The organism is Kribbella sp. VKM Ac-2566 (assembly GCF_004366005.1).
GTDB classification, from domain to species: Bacteria; Actinomycetota; Actinomycetes; order Propionibacteriales; family Kribbellaceae; genus Kribbella; species Kribbella pratensis.
The window spans coordinates 35,344-54,297 of record NZ_SODT01000001.1; the positions used below are offsets into that span (position 1 = coordinate 35,344).

Consider the following 18,954-nt stretch of genomic DNA (forward strand, 5'->3'; position numbering starts at 1 on the left):
GGTTAGGTGCGGTCGGCCCACCAGCGGAGGAGGGCTTCGCGGGCCTGGTCTTCGCCGAGGGGGCCCTGGTCGAGGCGGAGTTCCATGAGGAACTTGTAGGCCTCGCCTACTTCGCGGCCGGGGGAGATGCCGAGGATCTGCATGATCTGGTTGCCGTCGAGGTCGGGGCGGAGGGCGTCGAGTTCCTCCTGCTCCTGGAGGCGCTCGATGCGGGATTCCAGGTCGTCGTACGCGGCCCGGAGCGACTCCGCCTTGCGGCGGTTGCGGGTCGTGCAGTCGGCGCGGGTCAGGATGTGCAGCCGCTCGAGCTGGTCACCGGCGTCCCGGACGTAGCGGCGTACGGCGGAGTCCGTCCACTCGCCGTCGCCGTACCCGTGGAAGCGCAGGTGCAGCTCGATCAGCTTGCTGACCTGCTCGATCTGCTCGTTGCTGAACCGCAGCGCCTTCATCCGCTTCCGCGCCAGCTTTGCCCCGACCACGTCGTGGTGGTGGAACGTCACCTTCCGCGCACCCTCGAACTTCAGCGTCTTCGGTTTCCCGATGTCGTGGATGAGTGCCGCGAACCGAACGACGAAATCAGGCGTCGGAACAGACAGACGAGATTCCAGGTCGATCGCCTGATCGAGGACGGTGAGTGAGTGCTCGTACACATCCTTGTGCCGATGGTGCTCGTCCTTCATCAGCTGCAGCGCCGGCAGCTCGGGCAGCACGTGCTCGGCCAGCCCGGTCGAGACCAGCAGGTCGAGCCCGATCCGGGGGTGGTCGGCGCAGATCAGCTTCTCCAGCTCGTCACGGACCCGTTCGGCGGACACGATCGTGATCCGGTCGGCCATCGCGGTCATCGCCGTCACCACGGCCGGGTCGGGCGTGAAGCCGAGCTGCGCCGCGAACCGGGCCGCCCGCATCATCCGCAGCGGGTCGTCCGAGAACGAGTCCTCCGGCGTACCGGGGGTCCGGATCCGCTGGTGCGCGACGTCCTCCATCCCGCCGTACGGGTCGACGAACTGCCGCGACGGCAGCCGGACCGCCATCGCGTTCATCGCGAAGTCCCGGCGGGCCAGGTCCCCCTCCAGGCTGTCGCCGTACGCCACCTCCGGCTTGCGCGAGGTGGGATCGTAGGTCTCCGATCTGTACGTCGTGATCTCCAGGACCCACTCGCCCTTCCGACAACCGATGGTGCCGAACGCCTTGCCGATGTCCCAGACATGGTCCGCCCAGCCGGACAGCAACCGCTCGATCACGTCCGGGTGCGCTGACGTGGTGAAGTCGAGATCCTTGCTCCCCCGGCCGAGGAGAATGTCCCGGACAGGACCGCCGACCAGCGCGATCTCGTGGCCTGCGTCGGCGAACCGGTGGCCGAGTTCGTCGACCACCGGGGCGAGTTCCAGCAGGGCCTGGACTGCTCGTCGCTGTACGGCGGGCAACGATCCGGCGGAGGCTGACTGGTCGGCAAAGGGTGACACGGGGAACTAGGTTACGGTGACGGCGTGTTCAGACGGCGACTGAGGCTCTCCGCGGTGGCGGGCGCCTGCCTTGTGGTTGCTGCCTCGGCAGCGACTCTGGGCGCTCCCGCCGAGGCGGAGGCGGCGCCCACCGACGAGCCGGCCGTCCAGGTCACCATCGATTCGTTCGGCCCGACCGCGCCGAAACCCGGCCAGCCGGTCGTGATCAAGGGCCGGGTGACGAACACCAGCTCGGTGACGTTCGAGGAACCGCAGGCCCTCGCCTGTATCGACCGGACGCGCCTGGCCAGTACGTCGGCGCTGGACGCGATCTCGACCGAGCAGAACATCCCGATGAGCGAGCGCGACAGCTGCCGCAACCTGACCAACGACGAGCAGACCTTCCAGCCGTTCGATCAGCCGCTCGCGCCGAAGGAAACCGTCGACTTCACGCTCACGGTGCCGTGGAAGGAATGGCGGATCAACGACCAGACCGGCGTGTACGTCGTCGGCGTGGCGTTCCGGGGGCAGCCGCCGAACAGCTCGCGGATCATGGCCGGCCGGGCCCGCACCCTGATGCCGGTGCTCGGCAAGGAGCCGCTGACCCGTCCGGTCAACACCGCTCTCGTCGTACCGCTGCGGCATCGCCCGACCCAGCTCGGCGGCAAGAACTTCGCCAACGACTCACTGGCAACGTCGCTGGCTCCGGCCGGATCACTCGGCCGGCTGCTCGCCCTCGGCCGGCAGCACCAGGTCACCTGGCTGGTGGACCCGGCGATGCTCGACGAGATCCGGCAGCTGGCGAAGGGGTACGTCGTCGTCGGCGAGAACGGCCAGACCACGACCGGGACCGGACAGACTGTCGCGACCACCTGGCTCAAGGAGTTCGACGCCGGGCGGGCCCGCGGCAACCAGGTCGTGCTGCTGCCGTACGGCGACCCGGACGTAGCCGGTCTCCTGGACTCTGGTGAGCCGCTGAAGAAGCTCGTCGCGCAGGCCCGCACGAAGACCGAACGGTCCGGTGGCGAACTGGCCCCGGGCTTCACCAACGGGCTGTCGCTCGAGGGCGGCGCGGCCGCCGGCCGCTACCTGGCCGCGGCATCCGGCGGTTTCACCGGCGCCACCACCGACGATCTGAACCTGGTCAGCAGCTCGTCGTGGTCGGCCTCAACCCGCCCGGTGCTGACCAGCACCCCCGTGTACGACGTACTGACGCCCGAAGGCCCTGATCAGATCGTCCGCACTGTGATCGCCAACTCGTCCCTGACCACTGGCGGCCCGGATCCGGAGACCGCCGAGAGCCCGCTCCAGGTCCGGCAACGGTTCGCGGCCGTGACCGCGCTGATCGCGGCCGGCGGCAAGGGCGCCGCGTCGGTGGTCGTCGCGCCGCCTCGCGGCTGGGACAGCGACGGCCGCGCAACCGCTGCGCTCGCGGCAAGTCTGTCGCTTCCGTGGATCAAGGCCACCGACGTGGCCGACGTGGTGGCTGCCAACCCGAAACCGCTGACCACCAAGGCACCGGCCGCGGCGAAGACGAACGGCGTACTGACCGAAACGCAGCTGGACGGCATCAGGCAGCTCGACGACGCGACCACCACGATGCAGAACCTGCTCGTCGACGGGAACGCGTTGCCGGAGGTGATGACGCAGGCGCTGCTGCGGTCCACGTCGTCCGGCTGGAACGGGCACCCGGAAGAGGCCCGCCGCTTCAGCGCGATCGAGCTCGGCTCGGCCAACCAGCAGCTCGGCAAGGTGCACCTGGTCAACGCGAGCGTGGATCGCGGTCTGCGCAAGGAGATCAAGGTCAACCTGGCCGGCAGCAAGGGCACGTTCCCGCTGACGATCACCAACGACACCGACTGGTCGGTCCGGGTCGGCATCGTGGTCAGCTCGGCGAACCGGTCCGACCTGAAGATCAAGCGGCTGCCGACCGCCGTCCTCGGACCCGGTCAGAAGTGGACGCCCAGGATCACCGCGAGCGCCGAGCAGAACGGTCTGATCCGGGCCACCGCGCAGGTGACCAACGCGGACGGCAAGCCGGTCGGCAAGTCCCAGGAGCTGCTGATCCAGGCCAGCCAGTACGGCAGCGTCGGCTGGATCCTGGTCGGCGCCGCCTGCGCCCTGCTGTTCGGTACGTCGTTCGTCCGCATCTACCGCCGGGTCCGCACCGAGCGCCGCAACACGGCCGCCGCGACCACCGCCGCCACCACCACCGACAGCAGCACCGACAGCAGCACCGACGGCACGACCGCTGATCCCGCCCACGATCGCCCCGAGGCGAACGGCGTACCCGAAGCTCCGGATGCGTCCCTGAAAGAAGGAGTCGGTTCGAAGGATGGCTGACCGCACCCTGCGCTCCGCGGCGGTGATGGCAGCCGGAACGGTGCTGTCCCGCCTGCTCGGATTCATCCGGATCGCCCTGCTCGCGGCCGCCATCGGTACGGCGCTGCGCGGCGACATCTTCACCGCCGCGAACACGATCCCGAACAGCCTGTACATCCTGCTGGCCGGCGGCGTCTTCAACACCGTGCTGGTCCCGCAACTGGTGCGCGCGATCAAGAACCACGACGACGGCGGCCAGGACTTCACGAACCGGATCCTGACCTTCGGCTTCGTCGTCCTCGCGATCGTCACGGTGGCCTGTGTACTGCTGGCGCCGGCGATCGCCGAGCTGTACCTGCCGAAGGAGCTGCACGACCCGTCCCGGGTGACCGAGAAGGCGAACATGATCATGTTCGTACGGCTCTGCCTGCCGCAGATCTTCTTCTACGGCGCGTTCGTCCTGGTCGGGCAGGTGCTGAACGCGCGTCGCCGGTTCGGTCCGATGATGTGGGCGCCGATCGCGAACAACATCGTCGCGTGCGCATCGATCGTGGTCTTCCTGCTGATCTACCGGGTCGGCGACAACCCGCCGACGTACAGCCACGGCGAGGAGCTGCTGCTCGGGCTCGGGCACACGGTGGGCATCGCCGTACAACTGCTGGTGCTGCTCCCCTATCTGAAGGCGAGCGGGCACACCTACAAGCCGAAGTTCGGCCTCCGCGGAACCGGTCTGGGACACACTGCCCGATTGGGCATCTGGACAGTTCTCTTCGTCGCCGTGAACCAGGTGACGCTGGTCGTCGTCACCCAGCTCGCGATCGCCGGTAGCGCCTCGAGTGATCCCGGCGCGAAGGCCGGTCTGTTCGCGTACAGCACCGCGATGCTGATCATCCTGGTGCCGCACGGCATCGTCACCGTGTCGCTCGCGACCGCGGCCCTTCCGCAGATGTCGGCGCTGGCGGCCGACGGGGACACCGCCGAGGTGGGACGGATGTCCGCCCGGTCGATCCGGCAGACGCTCGCGATCGTCGTACCGGCGGCCGCTGCGATGGTCGCGTTCGCCTATCCGATCGTGACGATCATCGCCGGGTACGGCTCGGGTAAGAACAACCTGACGCTGATGTCGTACACGTTGATGACGCTGGCGCTCGGGATCGTGCCGTTCACCGTGCAGTACTTCCAGCTCCGCACGTTCTACGCCTTCGAGGACACCCGTACGCCGTTCTTCCTGCAGTGTGTGATCGCGGCCACGAACATCGCGGCAGCCGTGATCGGGGTCCGGGTCCTGCTGGACCAGGCGCACCTGCGGTTCAGCGGTGTGGTGCTCGGCGGGGCGTACGCGCTGGCGTACCTGGTCGCCGTACTGATCTCGCGGCCGGTCCTGCGGCGCAAGGTGCCGCGGGTCCCGGGTGCCGGGATCGGGCTCCCGCTGCTCGCGATGGTGATCGCCGCGGTGGCCGGCGCGGGTGCGGGCCGGGTGGTGCTCTGGCTGCTGAGCCTCGCGATCGACTGGTCCGGACCCCTCGGCGCCGTCGTCCAACTGGCCGCCGCGGCGGCCGTGATGCTGCCGGTGTACGCCGCCGTGTCACGGGTACTCCGTATTCACGAGGTCAACGACGTGGTGTCCATGGTCACATCGAAGTTGCCGATCCGCCGCTGAGCCGGACCGCTTGTGCGTTAGTGCACCACCCGTCCGGTCAGTGGGGCACTAACATGGGGCCTGCGATCAGGCCGCTGGGCATCAAGGAGGGCGAGAGACACCGTGTCGAACCAGACCGTGAGTCCTGGTGCCCTCCTGGCCGGGCGGTACCGGATCGCCGAGTTGCTCGCGGAGATCGACGGTGCCCGGGTATGGCGTGCCGTGGACGAGGTCCTCAGCCGCGCGGTCGTCGTCGACGTCCTGCCGGTCGGTGACCCCCGGACCAATCTGCTCTTCGACGCCGCCCGCCGGGCCGCCGCGGCGAACGACCCGCGGTTCCTGCGGGTGCTCGACTGCGACATGCACGACGGCGTGACGTACTGCGTTCGCGAGTGGGCGGGCGGCCGGACGCTGGAGCGGATGCTCGACAGCGGACCGCTCACCGGACAGCAGGCCGGGTGGCTGGCCCGCGAGGTGTCCGAGGCCCTCGAGAACCTGCACCGCACCGGTTACGCGCATGGTGCGATCAGCCCGGCGACCGTGGTGATCACGGACGCGGGCGCGATCAAGGTCATCGGTGTCGCCACCGAGGCGGCGCTGCGGTCGTCCGGTGCCGGTTCGCCCGAGGAGGACGTGCATTCCCTCGGCCAACTGCTCTACGCGTCGCTGACCGGCCGCTGGCCCGGTCCGGCGCCGGCCTGGGGCATGCAGCCCGCGCCCGTCGAGCACGGCCGGCTGTTGAGCCCGCGCCAGGTCCGCGCCGGCGTACCGCGCTCCCTGGACGACATCTGCGACCGCCTGCTCGGTGACCCGCCGCGGCACCACGCGCCGCCGATCACCAGCGCGGCCGGCCTGTCCGCGGCGCTGTCCGGTGTCGTCGGCAGCTCGCACGAGCCGCCGAACCAGATGGACGAGACCGTCCAGGTCGCCCGGCAGAACGGCAGCGTCGACGACGCCACCCAGGTGGTGCCGCAGGCCCCGCCGCCGGCGATCGACCCGACCCCGCAACCGGCGTACGAGGCGGAGCAGAACGGCTATCAGCCCTCACAGGCGGCGTACAACCCGGCCACCGACACCCGTCCGATACGCCGGCAGCCACCGCCGCCCGCGAACGGGAACGGCCGGCGCCGGCACGAGGAGCCGAAGGCCAAGGGCGGCTGGGGCGGCCGGATCCTGATCCTGCTCGCGATCCTGGCCCTGCTGTCGGTGATCGCGATGGCACAGTTCCTGCTCAAGGGCGCGATGAACAACGACCAGGGCGGCGACGGCGGCACGAAGAGCAGTGCCCCGCCGCAGACCAGCACCACCCCGTCGGCGACCACCGGCGGGAAGGCGACGATCGCGGGCGCCAAGGACTTCGACCCGGACGGCAACGGCAACGAGCATCCGGACGACGTTGCGAACACCTACGACGGCAAGGCCACCACGACCTGGACGACGATGTCGTACAGCCGGGCTAACCTCGGCGGCGAGAAGCCGGGTGTCGGTATCTACTACGACCTGGGCTCGCCCACGAACGTGTCGAAGGTGCAGGTCGCGCTGAAGGGCGACGGCACCAGCGTCCAGCTGATGGTCCCGAAGAACGACGGCGGCGCGGCGCCAACGGCGACCGACGGCTGGAAGCCGGTTGCCACCCAGGAGAACCAGCCTGAGGGTACGGTGACTCTGACGCCCTCGGCACCGACCGAGACGCAGTACGTGCTCGTCTGGCTGACGAAGCTTCCGAAGGAAGACGGCGGCAAGTACCGGGGCACGATCTCGGAGGTCACGATCCAGAAATGACCGCTCACGTGGACTCGGGCAATCCGCCGCCCCGGCCGGACGTCCCGCGCATCGGCGCGGACGAGCCGGTCCCGCAGGGCGCGGCGCAGCCTGCCCCAGCGAGCGGACCGGTGAGCTACGACCAACTGGACGACCACGAGCTGCTGCGGATGCACGTGTCCGGCAACCCGGACACGTTCGGATTCCTGGTCAAGCGGCACCGTGACCGGATGTGGGCGGTCGCGATCCGTACCCTCGGTGAGCCCGAGGAGGCCGCGGACGCGCTCCAGGAGGCGTTCATCTCGGCGTTCCGGCGGGCCGACTCGTTCCGCGGGGACGCGAAGGTGACCACCTGGCTGCACCGGATCGTGGTGAACGCCTGCCTGGACCGGATCCGCCGCCGCCAGGTGCGTGCCGCCGACCCGCTGCCCGAGGACGAGGACCGCGCCGCCGAGCTGGCCGGGCCGGCCGAGGACGACCCGGCCGAGGTCCGGGAGCGCCGGCTGGACGTGCTGAACGCGCTCAAGCAGATCAACGAGGACCAGCGCGCCGCACTGGTCCTGGTCGACATGGAGGGGTACTCGATCGAGGAGGCGGCCGCGATCCTCGACTGTGCCCCCGGCACGGTCAAGTCGCGCTGCGCCCGCGGTCGCGCCAAGCTGCTCCCGCTGCTGCGTCACTGGCAGACGACCCGGCAGTCCGACGTACCGGAGAAATCCGCCGCGGAAGCGGTGGGAACCGAATGACCCGGTTCCCCGTCCTAGCGAAGTCGCCTGCCTCTGGCGACCGGACGACTGACGCCTTCGACCGGAGCTTCATATGACCACCCCGCGCACCTCCCGTGAGGAGGCGAGCCCCTGATGACCGATCCCGGTCTGCCGACCAGTGAGCACCTCGAGCACCTGGACACGGACACGATCGCCGACCTGATCGAGAACCTGTTGCCTGCCCCCGAGGCGCATCGCGCTCGTGAGCATGTGAAGGCATGCCCGGAGTGCCAGCAGACGTACGACGCCCTTCTGCAACTGACCACCGACCTGGCCGAGGAAGGCCGCAGCGACATCCCGATGCCGACCGCCGTCGCCGAGCACCTCGACTCCGTGATCGTGTCCGAGTCGGTGCTGCGCGCGTCCACCGTCGGGGTGCACTCGCTGGCCCAGATCCGCGAGGAGCCGCGCCGGCACCTGCCGAAGCTGCTCGGCGCCGCGGCCGGTGTGGTGCTGATCGCCGCACTGGGCGTCGGCGTGGTGATCGCCACCAAGGACCAGGCGAAGGAGGGCGCCGCCTCCGCCGACCCGAATACCCCACCGGCCGACGCGGTGGCGGTCAGCACGAAGGACATCGGTCCGTCGACCCAGCGGTGGCTGGACCACACCCCGAATTCGATCCTGCACGGCTCGGCCGACGAGCAGTCGTGCGCCCGGTCGTTCGCGGTCGCCCAAGCGAGTTCGAACGTGCGGCTGGTCCAGCCCGCCAAGATCGACGGCAAGCGGGCCACGATCATCGGGTTGCAGGGTTCGGGGCCGGGTGAGATCCAGGTCTTCGCGGTCACCGGATGTAGCGTCCCCGGCGGTGTAGCGAGCTCGTTCTTCGAGACCACGGTCACGCTGCGCAACCGCTGAGTCCACACGCCGTACGGCGATGCGGTACGGCGGCCCGCCGATGGGTACCGTGGGAATGGTCGGCCTCTAGGATCCGTTGAGTACGACGTCACTGTCTCGACGACACGAGGAACGCCTGCATGAGCGACACAGTTCGCAACGTCATCATCGTCGGCTCCGGCCCGGCCGGTTACACCGCAGCGGTGTACGCCGCCCGCGCGGCACTGGAGCCGTTGGTCTTCGAGGGCTCCGTCACCGCTGGTGGCGCCCTGATGAACACCACCGAGGTGGAGAACTTCCCTGGCTTCTCGCAGGGCATCATGGGCCCGGCGCTGATGGACGAGATGCGCACGCAGGCCGAGCGTTTCGGCGCCGAACTGGTGGCCGACGACGTGACCAAGGTCGACCTGACCGGCGAGATCAAGGTCGTCACCGACTCGGCCGGTACCGAGCACCGCGCCAAGGCCGTGATCCTCGCGATGGGTTCCGGCTACCGCAAGCTGGGCCTGCCCGACGAGGACCGGATGTCCGGGCACGGTGTGTCCTGGTGTGCGACCTGCGACGGCTTCTTCTTCCGTGACCACGAGATCGCGGTCGTCGGCGGCGGCGACTCCGCCGTCGAGGAGGCCACCTTCCTGACCAAGTTCGCGAAGAAGGTGCACCTGGTGCACCGCCGCGACGAGCTGCGGGCCTCGAAGATCATGGCCGACCGGGCGTACGCCAACGACAAGATCGAGTTCCACTGGAACTCCGCGGTCGACAAGATCCACGGTGACGACAAGCTCACCCACCTGACGTTGAAGGACACCGTCAGCGGCGAGACCCGGGAGCTGCCGGCGACCGGTCTGTTCATCGCGATCGGCCACGACCCGCGCTCGGAGCTGGTCAAGGGCCAGGTCGAGCTGGACGCGGAGGGGTATGTGCTGGTCAAGCCGAACAGCACCGAGACCAACCTGCCCGGCGTGTTCGCCGCCGGCGACCTGGTGGACCACACCTACCGGCAGGCGATCACCGCGGCCGGCACCGGCTGTGCGGCCGCCCTGGACGCCGAGCGCTTCCTGGCCACCCTCGAGGACGCGGCGACCGCTGCCGCCGCGGCGGCCACCCAGCCCGTCTCTGTCTGACCTGACACCACCACCTGAAGGAGATACGCCCGTGGGCGAGAAGATGAACGCTGTCACCGACGCCGAGTTCGACGCTACGGTGCTGAAGAGCGACAAGCCGGTCCTGGTCGACTTCTGGGCCGAGTGGTGTGGCCCGTGCCGCCAGGTTTCCCCCATCCTGGAAGAGCTGGCGCAGGACCACAGCGACAAGATCACGTTCCTGAAGATGAACGTGGACGAGAACCCGGTTACCCCGAGCAACTACCGGGTTACCGGTATCCCTACCATCAACGTCTACGTGAACGGTGAGCTGGCCAAGTCCATCGTCGGCGCCAAGCCGAAGGCGGCGCTGCTGAAGGAGCTCGCCGACTTCACCGCCTGAAAGTCCGCCACACCGGCAAGGAGTCACATCTGATGGAATCCCCGCACGGCGTCTACCGGATCGGAGACAGCGGTGAGGCCGTCGCCGAGATCGTCGGCAAGCTGCAAAGGCTCGGGCTGCTGACCGGCGGCCACGACGTCTACGACGAAGCGGTAGCGAACGCCGTCCGGGGATTCCAGCAGGAACGCGGGCTGATGATCGACGGGATCGTCGGCCCGCAGACGTACCGGGCGATCGACGACGCGCGCTGGCGGCTGGGCGACCGGTTGCTGACGTACGTCCCGTCGCACCCGATGAGTGGTGACGATGTCCTGAGCCTGCAGGCGAAGCTGCAGGAGCTCGGATTCGCGGTCGCCCGGATCGACGGGATCTTCGCCGCGGACACCCAGCGCGCGGTGACCGAGTTCCAGCGCAACATGGGTCTGCCGGCCGACGGCACGTGTGGGCCGTCGACGTTCAAGGCACTGCAGCGGATCCGGCCGATGGCCACCGGCGGCCGTCCGGACGCACTGCGCGCGCGAGAGGCTGTCCGCGCCGCCGGCCCGCGACTGTCCGGGAAGACCGTGGTGATCGACCCGGGTCACGGCGGCTTCGACTACGGCTGGGAGGGCTACGGCCTGCGCGAGTCCGACATCGCGTACGACCTTGCTGCCCGGATCGAGGGTCGCCTCGGCGCCACCGGCGTACGGGCGTATTTGTCGCGTGGGCGCGATCAAGGGCCGGACGAGTTGGCCCGGGCCGCGTTCGCGAACGAGACGGACGCGAACCTGTGCGTCTCCCTGCACACCGACGGGTCGATGAACCCGGCCGCGCAGGGCGTCGCGACGTACTTCTACGGCAACGACCTGCACGGCGCCACGTCGAGCGTCGGCGAGCAGTTCGCCGGCTTGGTGCAGCGCGAGATCGTCGCCCGCACCGACCTGCTGAACTGCCACACCCATGCCAAGACCTGGGATCTGCTGCGCCGGACCAAGATGCCCGCGGTGCGCCTCGAGATCGGGTACGTCACGAACCCGCACGACTCCGCCCGCCTGGCCGACCCGGCCTTCCGCGACGTGATCGCCGAAGCGATCGTGGTCGCCATCCAGCGCGTCTACCTCCCCCCGGACCAGGACGCCGCCACCGGCATGCTCCGCTTCGGCCAACTCACCGTCTAGCTATTCGGCCCTCCTGTCCCCACCCACCAACTCCTGTCTCCGGTCCCCACCGCCCCGCACCCACACCCCATTTGCCTGGCAGACCCACCAAATTGCCTGGCAGACCCACCAACTCGGGGCTTCTACACCCGGAATTCGGCTCACGAACCCCGAACTGATGGGTCTGCCAGCGAAATGGGGTAGGGGCTGGTACGCCGGCGTCGCACAGGTGCCACCAGGCGGGCTCATCCTTGCGGGACGGAGGGGAGCGGGGAGGATTCCTGCCCGATCCGGGGAGCAGATCCTCCCCAGTTCCCCATCCCCGGCTCCCCGCGCAGAGCCGAGATCTGCAAGGCCCGCGTCTGGAGTTCGCGCTATGAGTGATCCTCGAGTTTGATCTTGGGGAGGGCGCGGTCGAGGCTGCTCGGTAGCCACCAGGCGTGGTTGCCGAGTAGCCGGAGTACGGCTGGGACGATGACGCAGCGGATCAGGAGGGCGTCGAGCAGCACGGCGGTCGCCAGGCCCAGGCCGAACTGCTTCAGCATCCGGTCCGGGCTCAGCAGGAACGCGCCGAAGACCACGATCATGATCGCGGCCGCCGCCGTGATCACGCTGCCTGTCGTCGCCAGCCCTTCCCGTACCGCGACCTGTGCATCGCCCGTACGCCGCCACTCCTCGTGGATCCGGGACACCAGGAAGACCTCGTAGTCCATCGACAACCCGAACACGATCGCGAAGATCATCACCGGCACGAACGCCTCGATCGGTCCGGACTGCGCACCGAACCAGCCCTGCTGGAACACCAGCGTGATCACCCCGAGTGAGGCGCCGATGCTGAGCAGATTGAGTACGGCGGCCTTCAACGGGATCAGCACCGACCGGAACACGGCCATCAGCAGCAACGCCGACAAGCCCACCACGACCAGCACGAAGATCGGCAGCCGCTTGCTCACCGCGGCAGCGAAGTCGTCCGCAGCCGCCGTCGACCCACCGACCAGGTACGTCGCATTGGTCCGTGACTCCAACGCAGGCAAGGTGTCGTCGCGCAACCGCTGCACGAGGTCGCTCGTCGCCGCGTCCTGCGGAGCCGACCTCGGGAACGCCAGCACCGTGGCGATCTTGCCGTCCGGCGTCACCTGCGGCGGCGTCACTGCGGCGATCCCGGGATCAGCGGCCAACGTCTGCCCGAGTGCCTGGGCCGCGGCCTGATCCCCCTCGGACACCACGACCAACGGACCGTTGAACCCGGGCCCGAAACCTTCCGCCAACAGGTCGTACGCCTTCCGGCTCGTTTTTGCCGGATCGTCCGTTCCCGCGTCCGCGAACCCGAGCCGCATCCCCAACGTCGGAAGCGACAACGCCACCAGCGCGAGAACGCCGAGCACCAACGGCACCCACGGCCCACGCTGCACAACGCCGGCCAGCTTCCGCCAACCGTCGCCAGGCGTACGCCGCTGCTTCGCGGCATGCTTGCGCACGCTCCGCTCGATCCGCTTCCCGAACAGCGTCAGCAACGACGGCAGCAACGTCACTGCCGCGAGCATCGTCATCAGCACCGTCAACGTGACGCCGAGCGCCACGCCCTGCAATGAACCGAGTCCCAACGCCAGCAGGCCGAGCAGCGCGATGACGACGGTACAGCCGGCGAACATCACCGACCGGCCCGCGGTGTCCAGGGCCACGACCTTCGCGTCGGCCTCGCCGTTCAGCAACTCGTGGCGATAACGCGAGAAGATCAGCAACGCGTAGTCGATGCCGACACCGAGCCCGACCAGCATCATCACCGGCGTCGTGTACTCCGGCACCGTGAACAGGTGCGACGCGAGCATCAGCAACGCGACCGTGCTGCCGACCGCGAACACCGCGGTCAGCAGCGGAAGCGTTGCCGCAAGCAACGACCCGAAGAGGAACACCAGGATCACCAGCGCAGCCAGGATTCCCGCACCCTCGGACGCGCCTCCCGAACTCTCGGCAGCGTTCCGGGCCAGATCTCCGCCGGCCTCGACCTGGAACCCCGGCCGCGCGAAGTCCTGCGCCCGATGGATGATCGTCCGGACGTCGTCCACCGGCATGTCCGCCACCGCGACATCCAGTCCGACCGTCGCATACGCCGTACGTCGATCTGTCGACATGGCACCCGGACCGGCGAACGGGTCGGCGACCGAGACGACGTGCGGGAGCCCGCGGACCACCGCCAGCATCGACGCGACCCGCGACTTCTCCGCGTCGAGGCCGCCGTCGGCCCGGAAGACGAGCTGGACCGAGGCCGTGTCCCCCTTCGGCTGGTGCGCCGTGAAGATGTCCGTCACCCGCTGGGAGTCGGTGCCCGGCAACGAGTTGTCGTTCTTGTAGTTGGCGCCGACCACCGTCGCCGCCGCGGTGACCGCGGCCAGCACGAGCACCCAGAGCAGGAGCGCGAGGCCGGCGTGCCGCATCGCCCACCCGGAGACCCGGTGCAGCAGACCGGGCCGGGTGGCTTGTCGGATCTCGGTGTCCATGGTCATGGTGAATCCTTGATAAGTAGAATGGCTACATGTTGCCTCTCGACAGTAACAGGTATATGAGTAGACTGGCTACATGAAGGCGGATGCGCTGCGTGGACACCTGGACCCGATGATCCTGGCGGTCGTCGAGCACGAACCGCTGCACGGCTACGCGATCATGGAGGCGTTGCTGGAGCGCAGCGGCGGCGAGCTCGATCTGCCCACCGGCACGCTCTACCCGGCGCTCCGGCGGCTCGAGCGGGCCGGTTACCTGGCCAGCGAGTGGAGCACGGTCGGCGGGCGGAAACGCCGTACGTATCAGCTCACCAGCGCCGGTACGAAGATGCTTGTCTCAGGCAAGCAGGAGTGGTTGACGTTCCGCGCAGTGGTGGAAGGCGTGCTACGCCCGGGCCAGGCGTAGGCAGCGTCGCGCGTGCAACGCCACCAGGAACAGCGGCAGGACGACAAAGCCGACGACCACGGTGAGATCGAGTGATCCGACCGGGCTCTGGCTGCTCACCGGCATCGCGAGACTGATGAGGCCGACCGCCGTCGCACTGACGAGCGCGAAGATCCCGGTGACGCGGCTGACATGGTCCCGGACGACCGGGTGCCGCATCCCGATGCCGGCCGCGAGGACAGCCAGCACCGCGCCCACGATGACCACGGATCCGACGCCGCGGACAAGTTCCTGGAGGAAGTCGTTCAGCGGGGACCTGCCCGGCGCGTCCTGGCTCCAGGCCCAGACTCCTTGCCGCCAGATGAGCGGCTGGACGATCAATGACGCGAACAGCAGCATCGCGGTTCGCCGGCCCTGGCTGACCGCCAGCTCGGCCCGATAGCCCGGAGCGACCTCCTCGAGCGTCCCGAACTCGGCCACCGCGTGCTTCTCCGCGTCGTACCTGTCCAGCCCGTCGGCCTCGAAGGCCTCGGTGGCGTCGGTCAGGTGGTCGCGGGCCTCGGCCAGCAGGTCCGCCTTGCGGCGCCGAGGCCCCCAGAGTTCCTTGCTCAGGGCAGCCAGGTACTCGTCGATGGGCACCCCTCCAGTATGGGGACGACGCCGGGGTTTCACGTCCGGGGTCCCACTGACTCGCCCCTGAGCTTCGTCGTACGGCGCCGTACGACGAAGAATCCGGCGTACCCGATCACCACCAGGACGAACCCGACCTTCTCCGCGACAGGCGTCGCACCGTCGGGCCACAGCCGGCCGTCGAGGTAGTGCTGGATGTATCCGCCCGCGTACACGCTCTCGCCGCCTTCGCGGCGGAAGAACTTCTCGGTCGCCGTCACCGGGCAGCCGAAGTCGACCAGCACGATCACCAAGTTCCACGCCACGATGCCGAGGTGGATCCAGATCAGCCTCGGCCAGCGCCACGCGAGGAACGCGCCGACCGCGAAGAACAGCAGCAAGGCACCGTGCACGATCATCACCACGTCGGCCAGCGCCCGCCAGATCATGGGCTACTCCGGGCCTGATCTCAGGGCGTCACGAACCGTCACTGGTCCCGGCGGGGCCGGCTCCGGCCTGATCGCGCCCATGAGGCGTTCGACGGCGGCCTCCATCTCGCGGCGCCAAGTGATCGCTGAACGCAGGTCCAGCCGCAGCCGCGGATTGCGCGGGTGCTCTCGTACCACCGTGAACCCCACCGCGCACAGGAAGTCGGTCGGCCAGACACAGCCGGGCCCGTCCCACCGCGAGTCCCCGAACGCCTCCACGGCCCGGAAGCCGCGCTTCAGGACGTCCTTGGCGACAGCCTGGACCAGGATCTTCCCGAGCCCGAGGCCCAGGTACCGCGGGAGGATCCGGCCGGTCGCGAGGACGACGGCGTCCGGGCTGACGGGCGCAGTCGGAAACGCCTGAATCCGGGGCAGGTACGTCGCCGGCGCGTACACCGCGAACCCGGCCGGCTCGTCGTCGACGTACAACACGATCCCGGCGGTCCCCCAGTCGAGCAGCAACTGGGACAGCCAGGCTTCCTTCTCCAGCGCGGTGTCACCGTCCCGGGCGGCCTGGCGCGCGGCCACCGGGTCCAGTTGCCAGAACACACAGTCACGGCAGGGCACCGGAAGCTCGCCGAGATTGGCGAGCGTCAGCGGTTCCACCCGTCGGGCCATCAGCGCATCCGATCGGCAATACAGGCTGTTAGCTTCGTCACGGTCCGTATGTCATCGGGCGGCTGGCTCGGCCGCCGGTTCAGGGACGGGGGACGGAGTCCGCGCGTCCGTGGTGCGGGTCGCCTCAGGGGCGACGTACCGCTGCTGCACCTTCCCTGCGGGTTGCCGCCTGAACAGCTCGCCCGCGAACCCGGCCAGCACGCCCACCGCCAAACCACCGAGCGTCCAGCCGGCTGTCCTGCCCACGCTCATCCTTGATCCGCCTTCCGAGTCCACCTCTCAGGCCGCACCATCCCGGCCGGCTGTCTCAGCAGCCAGATTCCGGCATGGTCGAACCTGCCCCTATAAGGCATGGTAGTGAGAGGTCACGCCGATCCCCAGCCCCGACCGGGGTCTGTCGACGTAACCTGGTGACTTCCCCCTCGATCACCGTTGGAGTGGCCCCCGTGAGTGCTGACGTGCCCGATGTCCGGCAGACCCGACTCGACAACTACGTCGAGGCGTACGCAGCCCGGACCAAGGGCATGACCGCATCGGAGATCCGAGCGCTGTTCTCGGTCGCCAGTCGGCCGGAGGTGGTGTCGCTCGCCGGCGGCATGCCGAACATCGGCGGTCTGCCGCTCGACGTGGTCGGCGGCGCGGTCCGCGACCTGGTGACCGACAACGGCGCCACCGCCATGCAGTACGGCTCCGGCCAGGGCGACCCGACGCTCCGCGACCAGATCTGCGACATCATGCGGTTGGAGGGCATCGAGGCCCATCCGGACGACGTCGTGGTCACGGTCGGCAGCCAGCAGGCGGTCGACCTGGTGACGCGGGTGTTCTGCGATCCCGGCGACGTGGTGATCTGCGAGGCGCCGTCGTACGTCGGCGCGCTCGGCGTCTTCCGGGCGTACCAGTGTGAGGTGGTGCACGTCGCGATGGACGACGACGGCGTCGTACCGGAGGCGCTGGAGCAGGCGATCGCGTCGGTGCGCGCGGCCGGCAAGCGGATCAAGTTCTTCTACACGATCCCGAACTTCCACAACCCGGCCGGGGTTTCGCTGTCCGACGAGCGGCGGGCGCGGGTGCTGGAGATCTGTCAGCAGGCCCAGCTGCTGATCCTCGAGGACAATCCGTACGGGTTGCTCGGGTTCGAGGGCGAGCCGCAGAAGGCGCTGCGGGCGGCGGATCGCGAAGGCGTCATCTACCTCGGGTCGTTCTCGAAGACGTTCGCCCCCGGGTTCCGGGTCGGCTGGGCCGTCGCGCCGCACGCCGTACGGGAGAAACTCGTGCTGGCGCAGGAGTCCGCGACGCTGTGCCCGCCGACGTTCAGTCAGCTCGCGATCTCGTCGTACCTGGTCCGGCACGACTGGATGGGGCAGGTGAAGCAGTTCCGGGAGATGTACCGCGAGCGCCGCGACGCGATGCTCGCGGCGTTGACGGAAAAGATGCCAGCGGCAACCACCTGGACCCGGCCGCGGGGTGGGTTCTACGTCTGGCTGACGTTGCCGGAAGGGCTGGACGCGAAGGCGATGCTGCCCCGGGCGGTCACGGCGCGGGTCGCGTACGTGCCCGGAACGGCGTTCTTCGCCGACGGTTTCGGCTCCCAGTGCATGCGACTGTCGTACTGTCATCCGACGCCGGAGCGCATCACCGAAGGCGTCGGCAGGCTCGCCGCGGTGATCAACGAGGAGCTCGAACTCCGGCAGACGTTCGGCCCGCTGACACCAGGCGCCGGCCACGGCTACGACGCCCCAGGACCAGAACTGAGCTAGGTTCCGGTTCGCAAAGGTTGCGCAAGGGACCTACGGGCGGGCGGGGGTCCAGGATGCGGTAGGGGTACCGTTCGAGTGGGCCTCGGGACCGGCGACCGTGCCGGAGTCGCCCACGAGTGATCGGGATATTTGTGATGAGTGATCTGGGTCGAGTGCTGGTACTGGCAGGTGGACTGTCGCACGAGCGGGACGTCTCGCTGAGGTCCGGCCGCCGAGTGGCGGACGCCCTGCGCAGTGTCGGCGTGGAGGTCGAGCAACGCGACGTCGACGCCTCCCTGGTCGATCGTCTGCGCCAGGATCCCCCGGACGCGGTCTTCCCCGTCCTGCACGGTGTCACCGGCGAGGACGGCGCACTCCGCCAGGTCCTCGACCTGTACGGCGTTCCGTACGTCGGAGCCGACGCGGCAGCGTGCCGTACGGCGTTCGACAAGCCCGTGGCCGCGACGGTCGTCGGCGCTGCGGGACTGCACACGCCTGCATCGGTTGTGCTCGGGCATGACACGTTCCGCGAGCTGGGTGCCGCTGCGCTGATGGAGGCTGTGATCCAGCAGATCGGTCTGCCGCTGGTCGTGAAGCCGGCCCGGGGCGGTTCGGCGCTGGGTGCTTCGATCGTGCGGTCTGCCGAGGAACTGCCGTCGGCGATGGTGAACTGCTACGCGTACGGTCCGGTCGCGTTGATCGAGCAGTACATCGACGGGACCGAGGTGGCCGTGACTGTCGTCGACGTCGGCGACGGTCCGCGGGCGCTGCCTGCTGTGGAGATCCGTCCGGACTCGGGGTTCTACGACTACGAGGCGCGCTACACGGCTGGGGCGACGCAGTTCGTCGTACCTGCGCGACTGGAGCCTGAAGCCGCCGGTGCGTGCGCTGCAGCCGCTGTGCAGGCGCACCAGGCGCTGTGCCTGCGTGACCTGTCCAGGACGGACCTCGTGGTGGACGCGGCCGGTGTGCCGTGGTTCCTCGAGGTGAATGTGGCGCCCGGAATGACCGAGACGTCACTCGTCCCGCTGGCCGCCGAGGCAGCCGGGATCGAGCTCGGCGTCCTCTGCCGCGACCTCCTCGCCACCGCAGCAGCCCGCTGAGAAGTACCTCAATGCCCGACCCCCACGATCCGCCTTCCACCGACCCCGCCACCCCGACCGATGCCGTGATCCCCAGCACGACACATGTCGCTGGCTCCGGCGCAGCGGGTCCCAGGAAGTCCGACACCGCG

Annotated in this window: 17 protein-coding genes; 11 read left to right on the forward strand and 6 right to left on the reverse strand. The window is 69.1% G+C overall.

Going from position 1 to position 18,954, the window contains the following annotated elements; genetic code table 11:
- Window positions 1-2: 2 nt before the first annotated feature.
- Window positions 3-1,463, reverse strand: a complete 1,461-nt coding sequence (locus EV647_RS00190; protein WP_370341980.1) for a CCA tRNA nucleotidyltransferase — start codon at window positions 1,461-1,463, stop codon at window positions 3-5.
- A gap of 24 nt (window positions 1,464-1,487) precedes the next feature.
- Here EV647_RS00190 and EV647_RS00195 point away from each other — a divergent pair, with 24 nt between their 5' ends.
- The 8 genes from EV647_RS00195 (at window position 1,488) to EV647_RS00230 (ending at window position 11,407) form a co-directional block, all read left to right on the forward strand.
- The gene (locus EV647_RS00195) at window positions 1,488-3,785 is read left to right on the forward strand and encodes a DUF6049 family protein (protein WP_133996478.1); all 2,298 of its coding nucleotides are present in this window, start codon (window positions 1,488-1,490) and stop codon (window positions 3,783-3,785) included.
- Window positions 3,778-5,424, forward strand: coding sequence for a murein biosynthesis integral membrane protein MurJ (murJ, locus tag EV647_RS00200; protein WP_133996482.1), 1,647 nt, complete (start codon window positions 3,778-3,780; stop codon window positions 5,422-5,424). The genes EV647_RS00195 and murJ overlap by 8 nt, the downstream gene beginning before the upstream one ends.
- A gap of 102 nt (window positions 5,425-5,526) precedes the next feature.
- Entirely contained in the window at window positions 5,527-7,185 is a 1,659-nt protein-coding gene (locus EV647_RS00205; protein WP_133996485.1) for a protein kinase family protein, read from the forward strand.
- Window positions 7,182-7,910, forward strand: coding sequence for an RNA polymerase sigma factor SigM (gene sigM, locus EV647_RS00210; protein WP_238175380.1), 729 nt, complete (start codon window positions 7,182-7,184; stop codon window positions 7,908-7,910). Before EV647_RS00205 ends, sigM begins: the two co-directional genes overlap by 4 nt.
- Window positions 7,911-8,024: 114 nt before the next feature.
- Window positions 8,025-8,786 carry an anti-sigma factor gene (locus EV647_RS00215; RefSeq protein WP_133996488.1) on the forward strand — a complete coding sequence of 254 codons (762 nt, stop codon included), beginning with the start codon at window positions 8,025-8,027 and terminating at the stop codon, window positions 8,784-8,786.
- 119 nt (window positions 8,787-8,905) lie between these two features.
- The gene (gene trxB, locus EV647_RS00220; protein ID WP_133996492.1) at window positions 8,906-9,889 is read left to right on the forward strand and encodes a thioredoxin-disulfide reductase; all 984 of its coding nucleotides are present in this window, start codon (window positions 8,906-8,908) and stop codon (window positions 9,887-9,889) included.
- Window positions 9,890-9,920: 31 nt separating this feature from the next.
- Window positions 9,921-10,250, forward strand: coding sequence for a thioredoxin (gene trxA / locus EV647_RS00225; RefSeq protein ID WP_133783866.1), 330 nt, complete (start codon window positions 9,921-9,923; stop codon window positions 10,248-10,250).
- 32 nt (window positions 10,251-10,282) lie between these two features.
- Window positions 10,283-11,407, forward strand: a complete 1,125-nt coding sequence (locus tag EV647_RS00230) for an N-acetylmuramoyl-L-alanine amidase (RefSeq protein WP_133996495.1) — start codon at window positions 10,283-10,285, stop codon at window positions 11,405-11,407.
- A 353-nt stretch (window positions 11,408-11,760) separates the two neighbouring features.
- Here EV647_RS00230 and EV647_RS00235 read toward each other — a convergent pair whose 3' ends face one another.
- On the reverse strand, window positions 11,761-13,890 hold the full coding sequence (locus EV647_RS00235; RefSeq protein ID WP_133996499.1) for an MMPL family transporter: 2,130 nt from the start codon (window positions 13,888-13,890) through the stop codon (window positions 11,761-11,763).
- 73 nt (window positions 13,891-13,963) lie between these two features.
- On the opposite strand from EV647_RS00235, the gene EV647_RS00240 reads away from it, so the two are divergent.
- Complete coding sequence (locus EV647_RS00240; RefSeq protein WP_133996502.1) at window positions 13,964-14,290, forward strand: PadR family transcriptional regulator; 327 nt, start codon at window positions 13,964-13,966, stop codon at window positions 14,288-14,290.
- On the opposite strand, the gene EV647_RS00245 is transcribed toward EV647_RS00240, so the two are convergent.
- Genes EV647_RS00245 through EV647_RS00260 form a run of 4 tightly spaced genes read right to left on the reverse strand, consistent with a single transcriptional unit; the run spans window position 14,270 to window position 16,236 of the window.
- Window positions 14,270-14,908 carry a permease prefix domain 1-containing protein gene (locus EV647_RS00245; RefSeq protein ID WP_133996505.1) on the reverse strand — a complete coding sequence of 213 codons (639 nt, stop codon included), beginning with the start codon at window positions 14,906-14,908 and terminating at the stop codon, window positions 14,270-14,272. The two genes, EV647_RS00240 and EV647_RS00245, sit on opposite strands and share 21 nt — an antisense overlap.
- 29 nt (window positions 14,909-14,937) lie before the next feature.
- Window positions 14,938-15,327: a DUF2784 domain-containing protein gene (locus tag EV647_RS00250; RefSeq protein ID WP_133996508.1), complete on the reverse strand. Its 390-nt coding sequence runs from the start codon at window positions 15,325-15,327 to the stop codon at window positions 14,938-14,940.
- 3 nt (window positions 15,328-15,330) lie between these two features.
- Window positions 15,331-15,984, reverse strand: a complete 654-nt coding sequence (locus tag EV647_RS00255; RefSeq protein WP_133996511.1) for a GNAT family N-acetyltransferase — start codon at window positions 15,982-15,984, stop codon at window positions 15,331-15,333.
- 51 nt (window positions 15,985-16,035) lie between these two features.
- Window positions 16,036-16,236, reverse strand: coding sequence for a hypothetical protein (locus tag EV647_RS00260; protein ID WP_133996514.1), 201 nt, complete (start codon window positions 16,234-16,236; stop codon window positions 16,036-16,038).
- A 194-nt stretch (window positions 16,237-16,430) separates the two neighbouring features.
- Here EV647_RS00260 and EV647_RS00265 point away from each other — a divergent pair, with 194 nt between their 5' ends.
- On the forward strand, window positions 16,431-17,741 hold the full coding sequence (locus EV647_RS00265) for a PLP-dependent aminotransferase family protein (protein WP_133996517.1): 1,311 nt from the start codon (window positions 16,431-16,433) through the stop codon (window positions 17,739-17,741).
- 134 nt (window positions 17,742-17,875) lie between these two features.
- The gene (locus tag EV647_RS00270; protein WP_133996521.1) at window positions 17,876-18,823 is read left to right on the forward strand and encodes a D-alanine--D-alanine ligase; all 948 of its coding nucleotides are present in this window, start codon (window positions 17,876-17,878) and stop codon (window positions 18,821-18,823) included.
- The last annotated feature ends 131 nt before the right edge of the window (window positions 18,824-18,954 follow it).

Excerpts from the sequence above, each read along its gene's own strand:
- murJ (WP_133996482.1), top strand. The coding sequence starts at position 3,778 with ATGGCTGACCGCACCCTGCGCTCCGCGGCGGTGATGGCAGCCGGAACG.
- trxB (WP_133996492.1), top strand. The coding sequence starts at position 8,906 with ATGAGCGACACAGTTCGCAACGTCATCATCGTCGGCTCCGGCCCGGCC.
- EV647_RS00235 (WP_133996499.1), bottom strand. The coding sequence starts at position 13,890 with ATGACCATGGACACCGAGATCCGACAAGCCACCCGGCCCGGTCTGCTG.
- EV647_RS00250 (WP_133996508.1), bottom strand. The coding sequence starts at position 15,327 with ATGATCTGGCGGGCGCTGGCCGACGTGGTGATGATCGTGCACGGTGCC.
- EV647_RS00270 (WP_133996521.1), top strand. The coding sequence starts at position 17,876 with ATGAGTGATCTGGGTCGAGTGCTGGTACTGGCAGGTGGACTGTCGCAC.
- EV647_RS00240 (WP_133996502.1), top strand. The coding sequence starts at position 13,964 with ATGAAGGCGGATGCGCTGCGTGGACACCTGGACCCGATGATCCTGGCG.
- EV647_RS00260 (WP_133996514.1), bottom strand. The coding sequence starts at position 16,236 with ATGAGCGTGGGCAGGACAGCCGGCTGGACGCTCGGTGGTTTGGCGGTG.
- EV647_RS00255 (WP_133996511.1), bottom strand. The coding sequence starts at position 15,984 with ATGGCCCGACGGGTGGAACCGCTGACGCTCGCCAATCTCGGCGAGCTT.
- EV647_RS00215 (WP_133996488.1), top strand. The coding sequence starts at position 8,025 with ATGACCGATCCCGGTCTGCCGACCAGTGAGCACCTCGAGCACCTGGAC.
- sigM (WP_238175380.1), top strand. The coding sequence starts at position 7,182 with ATGACCGCTCACGTGGACTCGGGCAATCCGCCGCCCCGGCCGGACGTC.
- EV647_RS00230 (WP_133996495.1), top strand. The coding sequence starts at position 10,283 with ATGGAATCCCCGCACGGCGTCTACCGGATCGGAGACAGCGGTGAGGCC.